The 7,535-nt window shown below is 38.7% G+C and carries 3 protein-coding genes; all 3 read left to right on the forward strand.

Annotated elements, in window-relative coordinates; genetic code table 11:
- Nucleotides 1-189: 189 nt before the first annotated feature.
- On the forward strand, nucleotides 190-4,500 hold the full coding sequence (locus WD055_03840) for a hypothetical protein (GenBank protein MEX0849336.1): 4,311 nt from the start codon (nucleotides 190-192) through the stop codon (nucleotides 4,498-4,500).
- 76 nt (nucleotides 4,501-4,576) lie between these two features.
- Nucleotides 4,577-6,490, forward strand: coding sequence for a hypothetical protein (locus tag WD055_03845; protein ID MEX0849337.1), 1,914 nt, complete (start codon nucleotides 4,577-4,579; stop codon nucleotides 6,488-6,490).
- A 36-nt stretch (nucleotides 6,491-6,526) separates the two neighbouring features.
- On the forward strand, nucleotides 6,527-7,535 hold a 1,009-nt coding region (locus WD055_03850; GenBank protein MEX0849338.1), incomplete at its 3' end, for a hypothetical protein.

The following is a 7,535-nucleotide window of genomic DNA, read 5'->3' on the forward strand; positions in this document are numbered from 1 at the left end:
GGCATAAGTAATGAGATAAAATATTGACTTTGTGCTTCAAAAGATCTAATAATATGCTTCAAGGGTATTATTGAAGTAAATTGTCAATACAATTCAATTAAGCTTAAGGAGATTGTTTTAAAAATTTCTCTTAACGCATATTTAAGAAAGAGAGTAACTTTCAACAATAATAAAAAAAAGGATGAGCTTATGAGAAAAAGCTTTCTGGCTAACAGCCTAAGGTTGTTTAGCTTTCTTTTGCTACTTTCAACCGGAATTACACGAGCTGTCGTTTGGCCGGCCGGTGGAACAATTACAACTGATGTAACTGATGAAGATGTTTTTTTGGATGGTCCAGGTGCAATAACATTGCAAGGTGGTATTTCCATTAATGCCGTTTCGACTGATATAAATATCACTATGAGTGGTGATGTAATTATTCAAGGTCAATCTCCTGCGGGAAATTCTCGTTTATACTTTAACGCAACTGGTAGTCGTACTATTAACGTACTTATGGATCATAATGTTACTTTCCGTGGTTCAGATTCGGGAGCGATGGATCCTAAAGATTTGTTGGTTGTAGTACAAGGTTTAGGTCAAGTTATTTTCCAAATGGAAGGTGGCACTAAGCTTCTCCTTGCTCGCAATGGTGTTGGCGGTGGAAGTGTACAAATGTATCTGTTAATGGAAGATCCTGCTGGTGATGTTGTGCCAGAACTTATTTTCCAAAGAGATCCAACTGAACCTTCGGCTAACGAGAATATTGAAGTTGAGTTAGAAATAGGTTGTATTTTAAGTTACCTTGCTGAAACGGCGCAACCAAATGCTACCGAAAAAGGTACTATTCGATTTAAAGCACAAAATCTTTCCGGTACCGGTCGCAGTATTTTAACATTGCAAGATCAAAGTGCGTTTATTATTCGTGGTCGTTTGTTAACTGGTATACCAAGTTCGGAGTTTACTTTAGGTGATATTGATCCATCAACTCCTGCTGGTTTAGAATCACGATGTGAAGTTCATGATGATGCAAGTCTTGTTGTGCAAAACTTTAACGATAGTATTTGTCAGTTTATTTGGGATCCGTGGTGCAATTTACAGGTTCGTCAAATGCCGCCATTTGGTAATTTTACCGGGCAACAGTTTGGATTTATTCTAGGCTCATTTGGAGTTCTTGATATTGGTACTGATACCTATCTTGATTATATAGGTTTGACTGGACTTACATGTGTATTAACCTGTACTGATCAGACGCTTCCATCAATTCCTGGTGTGCCAAATGGCCAGCAAGACCAATGGATGAAACAGCGTAGTGGATCAGCGTTGTTCACTGACGCTCAGCCTGATGATGCATTCACACCTCCATTAATCAATATTCAAGAAACAGCGGCAATTTACTTCCGTTCAGGTGTTAATAATGAAGGTGTTGTCGAGCATCCATTAGGAAGCGCTAATGAATTTACTATCAGTTCCACAGCTCGTACTCCAGGTGCAGGTATCCCTGTATTTGATATTGAGGGTGTACTTAATATTCAAGGTGCAAATAGTGGTTGTATTCAAAATAGTAAATTTGAGCTGTTATCATTAGAAGTTGATCCAACAGGTGGAACATTATTTGAGCCTGGCGTGGGACCTGCGATTTTCCCACTACGTACATTTGCAACTCAATCAGTAACTGATCGTTGCACTGGTGTGACAACAACCTCATTTGTTTCTTATAATAATGCGAATTTCTTCAATAATGGTCGTGTGAATCTATTTGATGTTACATGGGATCATACTGATGAAAATCATCATGTGTTTGAGAAAAATGATACAACATCTGAACCTGCATATATTGGTGGTGAAACTTGGGCGATAAAACGCATAAACCAAGATGATCCATACTGTTTGCCAAAACCAAAATGGGCATTTATTAACTCACGCTTTAATGTGCACACAAGTGTCGCATTAACCGGTGTTGATTTATTAGTACCAAATGGATTTGCATTAGATGAAGATGAAACATGTGTTGCAAATAAATCTAAGTTTGTATTCTATCAAAATGGTAAAGCAATTGATAACGGTACAGGTCGTCAAATGGTGCTTGGAACTTTTGTTGGTTCAACAGCATGTGATGGTTGTACGGTAATTTGTAAAGATTCACAATTGGATGTAATGCAAACACAAGAATGTGATGGTGAACCAACTGTTGACAGTTGTGATCCTTCACAAGGGTTGCGTCATTCATTGTGTTTAGAGTCAGCTCCGAATAATAGTAATGTAGTTCAGGATATTCCTGCACCTGAAGTGATTGAGAACCAATTCTCAATTCAAACTATTTATCTTGGTAATACCAGTAATATTTCAGTTGGTACTGATGGTACTGAAGCAACTTCAATGGATCCAAACTTGCAAACACAAGAAATGTTCCCATTGACAACTTGTCCTGAATTGTTAATTGCTGGTAATTTCTATTCATTTGAAACACGTGGTGGCTCAAATGGATTACCTGAAACAAGTAATGTTACCGGTCAAGGTGGTATTTTTGTTGATATGAATGGTACTTTCTCTATTGGAAGTGAAGTTTGTAGATATCGTGCAAACATGGGTGCGATGGTAACACAAAGTAGAAATGGTATCGTTGATTTACCTAAGAATCAGGTGTTCTTCGATTCACGTGTTGGTGTTGCAAATTGGAACTTAGATCTTAGCGATTCTGCTCAACGTATAATTGTACCTGCAAATCGTTGCTTGTCTGATTACACATTGAACTGGTTATTTACAACTAAAGACTATGATGTGTTCTGTCCTTACATTGTTGATTGTTTAAATACTTGCACATGTCCTGATGTCGTTCAGATGAATGTGGATGGTATTCCAACAGTTCAAGGTACGGTTCAACAGTTCCAAATAGCAGGTTCACGTCTTGGTGATCCGGCACACTTGAAAGTTGATGGTGGAACAATTGGTGAATTAGTAATGCTCACCGGTTGGAATTCTGCTGAAGCTCCAGTTGCTGTGTTAGTCCTTGAAAATAAAGCAACTGTTGGTCTAGGTACTGCACATCGCAATGTTGATTCGGTATGTGCTGAAATTCAACTTGGTGTAAACGGTGTCAACTTGATTCTTAACGGTGATGAAGCACAAGTTAATGTTAATGAAGATCTTATTATTAACAACGTATGTGCAATCTTGCCTGGTCCAAACATTGCAGATGAACCTGCAGTATTGAGATTCAGCTCAGATTGTTGTAATACAATTCGTGTTACTAAAGATGGTGTTCTTGACCTTCGTGCATTTAGCGACAATCAAGTGATTGAGTTCGCCGGTAATGTTCGCGTTGTGTTCGAACCGGGTGCGCGTGTTATTTTAGATACCGGTAATGCATTCGCTGAAGGTCCAGTTTTACGTTGGGCTGAAAATGCAACATGTGAATTTAATCCGGTTGTTAATACGAACAACTTATTTGATGGTGATACATTAGCAAACACTGATAATGTGCGTGTAAGATTTGTAGGGCGCGGTGTGCTTGAGTTCACTGATTGCTCACGTAGTGATCTTCCACGAGATGCATTCGTTGGTATTGAATCACTTCCTGAGTGTGGTGCATTTGGTGCAGATGTTAGATTGAGAATAACTGATAGCGCTGCATTCTACATCGGTGATGTTGATTGCAAAACCTATGGTGGTGCATTACAAGTTGGTAATGTAGAATCCGGTCTTTCACCTGTAGTTACCTTTAGCTTGATCTTAGATGGTCCTAAAGCTAAATTCGAAGTTGGTCCTCAAGGATTCTTAGGAACAGGTGTTGGTATTGTTGAAAAAGGTCACACTGGTCATGATACATGGCGTGTTGCTCCAACTGCAAACTTGCAAAGAGTAAGCTTTGACTTGCAAAACGGTGTATTCCGTCATCCGCAAGTATATGCAGGTGATGATGTGCGCTCTGCATTGATGGCTATCTCTAATTCTATTGATGGAAATAGCCTTGGTGGACAAGGTGTTGTTTATGACTTCTTCTGTGATCCAATTCCAGATGTAGATAAGTTTAGTGGTCCATTACTTTCAAAAACATCTATATTAGGTGGTGGTAACTTTGTTGCAACCTTTACAACCGCAGGAACTATTTTCCCAATTGTACAGGATGTGAATGGTCGTCAAGTTGATGATACACATCTTGCCGGTTTGTTAACATCTAAGCCACTTATTCAAGAAGCTACTTTTGAAGGTGAAGACGCTACAATAACTCATAATTTCCTTCGTGTTCAAGATATTCAAGACTTCACTCCAGTTAATGGTCGTGGTGTTGCAGCTCCAAGTTGTAATCGTAATGAAGTTCGTGTTGCATATGTTGATCGCGGTGACCTTATAGGTTTCGATGGATTCATTGCACGTGCTGATCTAAGATTGATTACTGGACGCGCGGCGCTGACATCTATTCAAGAACATACTCTTGAACTGGGTGCTATTGGATTAAGTTTAACAACAGGTTTTGATGATATCCCTCGTCCAATTGTTAATGCATTAGAGTTAGGTGCCTAAAAAAAGTGAGGTGGGCAAAATTGCCCACCTCAAAAAAATGAACGTGAAGAAGTTAATTCTTAAAAAAAGGTGAACTATGAACAAAAGACTCTTAACCATTGCGGGTCTATTGAGCGTAAGCGTTAGCTCGCTTTTCGCTGCAACAAGTTACTTCAGAACTCCACTGAGTTTCTTGCAAAAACCAAGAACTACTGTGCATTATCCATTGCCTCCAATTGATGAGTGTGATGATTGGATTGTAGATGCTTTCGGCCTTTACTACCAACGTAATGCATGTGATGCATTTGGACGTGATCCAGATTGTGTATCAGATGATTGCTCTAATCCATGTGATAGTAATGATAAAACAACAACTCATACAGTGCCATTGTCACAACTATGGTTTGGTAAATCAAGCTTTGCAGTTGAAGATGGTTTTCTTGAAGGAACTATAGAAGTTCCAACAGGAAACCCATTTGTAAAATTTGCACGATTAAACCCTCAATTTGATTATAATGAACGTGGTGCAGCTCTTGGCATTACCTTGAATCGTTATAACTTAGGTTGTGACAATTCATGGTTTGTTTCAGGTCGAGTTGCATTGCCAATTAAAGTAATTGAAGTTAATCAACGTCGTGCATGTGATTGTGAAGAAATTGTAGAAGATTTTGCAAACGCAGTTGTTACTGTTCAGCAGCAGTTTAATGGACAAGCCGATGATGGTCCTCCATCAACTTCAAATGGTAATGATTCACGTACAGTTAAAGCATATCGTTTAGATTTATTGAGCACATTGAAGCAAGATAATGGCGACCCTATGGTTGAATATGGTACAGGATCTACCAACACAAAAGTTGCTGGGCAAGACATTACTGTTAATGTAAATCAAGTGTTGCAAGGAAGTGCGGGTACTTATGCTCCTATGTATGTTTATAAACAAAGTAGTGGAAAAGTTCCTTTTGCTCCTGGTGATTTGAATAGAAATACGTCATATGTTACAGCTCCCGGTCAAGATTTGATGATTGGTGAACCTCCAAAAGGAATATTAACAGCAGATGGTGGTTCAGTTTCAAATCCTGCAGCTGCTCTTAATGATGGCGAGTGGGCTTCATTTAATGGTGTTCCAAATGCAGTTGGTAGTCAACCAAATTATGCTGGTGGTTTGGGTGCAAGTGATGCAGCGCAAAGACAGTTGTTTTTGGTCCCTGTAAGTTCATCAAGTAGTGTTACTTTTGAGCCGATCGGTTTAACTGTACAAAATACTATCGATCGTGTACTTGAAGATCTTGAGTTATTAAATACAGGTGCTGTAAGTTATCTTGCAAGCAAAGGTGTTGATTTTGGAAGATCTGATTGTTCAACCGGTGCCGGTGATACATTCATCGACATTTGGGGTGGTAAAATGACTGAATGTTGGTTTGCCGATGGTCTGATTGGATTCCGTTTGCCAACAGGTACAAACTATGATGATCCACATCGCATCTACCAACAAACAACCGGTAACAATGGTCACTTTGCAACAAAACTTGGTGTTGAAGGTGGTTATAAACCATGTGATTGGTTGGGTATGAAGCTTGAGTTCTTCTGGAGACACAATTTTAATCGTGTTGAAAAACGTGCAGCAGCATTTAAAGGCGCTGAAATTAGAAATATTGGTCCTTGTATTGATGCCCGTGTAAATTGGGATGATTTCCAATTGTATACTGACTTCACTTTCTTTAGCCAACGTTGCCCGGACTTAGGTTGGGATTTTGGTTATGAATTCTATGCAAAAACAAAAGATGATGTTTGTTTCTGCGCAACTGAAGCAGAAGACTGGAATGGTCAACTTCAACAACTTGATCGACGCGTTCTGGAGAGAGATACAAATACGCAAGCACATAAAGTTCGTGCTGAAATATTCAATCAATGGGGATGCTTCCAATTATTCTTTGGTGGTTCATACATCATTGCAGGTAAAAATGTAATGAAAGAAACTCAATGGCATCTCGGTATGAAAACGTATTTTTAATCTCAAAAGGAGATGTTTTTAATGTTAGGAAAATATATGATAAAACAGAAGTTGACAAGGCAGTTGATTGCCCTTGGCATGCTGTTGGGTAATGTCTCGACATTACTTGATGCACGCATGGCGGATTCAAGAGCTGGGTCGAAAGAGCGCGTTACACGCGCTCCTCACAGAGCTTACCAAGGAATCCAGGGTAGAACTTCAAATGTGAAAATGCGTGGGCCAAGATCAGATGATCAGACTCGTGCTCCGCGTCAGAATCCTGCCGCAGGTCCAAATTCAATTGTTACACCATTTAATTGTGGTGAACTTGCTGAAATTCAAAAATGTGTGTGTCAATTGAAAAATATTGTCGAATCACAATTTGAAGTATTGTGTTCAAAAATAGAAGCAATTTCATTTAGTGGCTTAGATGAAATTGTGGCCGAACTTGAAGTTTTGATTAGTGTATTAGAGACGCTTGATGTTTCTGCATTAATTTCATTAACGGATAGTATTGAAATATTAACGAGTGTTGTTGAGGTTGTAGGATCTCAAACTGGTATTATTCTTACTAAGGTATGTGATATTGATTCTGTTGTAGATTCAATTGACAGTACTGTTGATTCAATCGAAACAGTACTTGATAATACATTCAGTAAAGTATGTACTATCGAATCTATTGTTGAAGATATTTCAATTCAAGGTGGTAGCAATACTGATGTTATTGTGAGTGCCATTGAAGATGTTCAAACAATTGTTGATCTAATATTTAGTAAAGCATGTGATATTGAATCAAAAGTATGCGCAGTCGACAGTAAAATCGATAATCTAGATGTTGGTGGCAGCGCAATTGATGCGATCAACAGCACAGTTGAGAATATCAGCAGTGTTTCAGATGAAATCTTGCAAAAGTCTTGTACAACAGAAAGTTATGTTGTTGTAATCGACAGTAAGCTTGATAATCTGGTTGTTGGTGGAAGTTGCAGTGGTATTGATGCAGTAAACAGTACTGTTGAGAATATCAGCAGTGTTTCAGATGAAATCTTGCAAAAGTCTTGTACAACAG

The organism is Candidatus Dependentiae bacterium (genome assembly GCA_040878395.1).
Classification (GTDB): domain Bacteria; phylum Babelota; class Babeliae; order Babelales; family Vermiphilaceae; genus JAKBEL01.

What these genes read in the sequence shown, in the direction of transcription:
- WD055_03840 (MEX0849336.1), top strand. Translation starts at nt 190, where the DNA reads ATGAGAAAAAGCTTTCTGGCTAACAGCCTAAGGTTGTTTAGCTTTCTT.
- WD055_03845 (MEX0849337.1), top strand. Translation starts at nt 4,577, where the DNA reads ATGAACAAAAGACTCTTAACCATTGCGGGTCTATTGAGCGTAAGCGTT.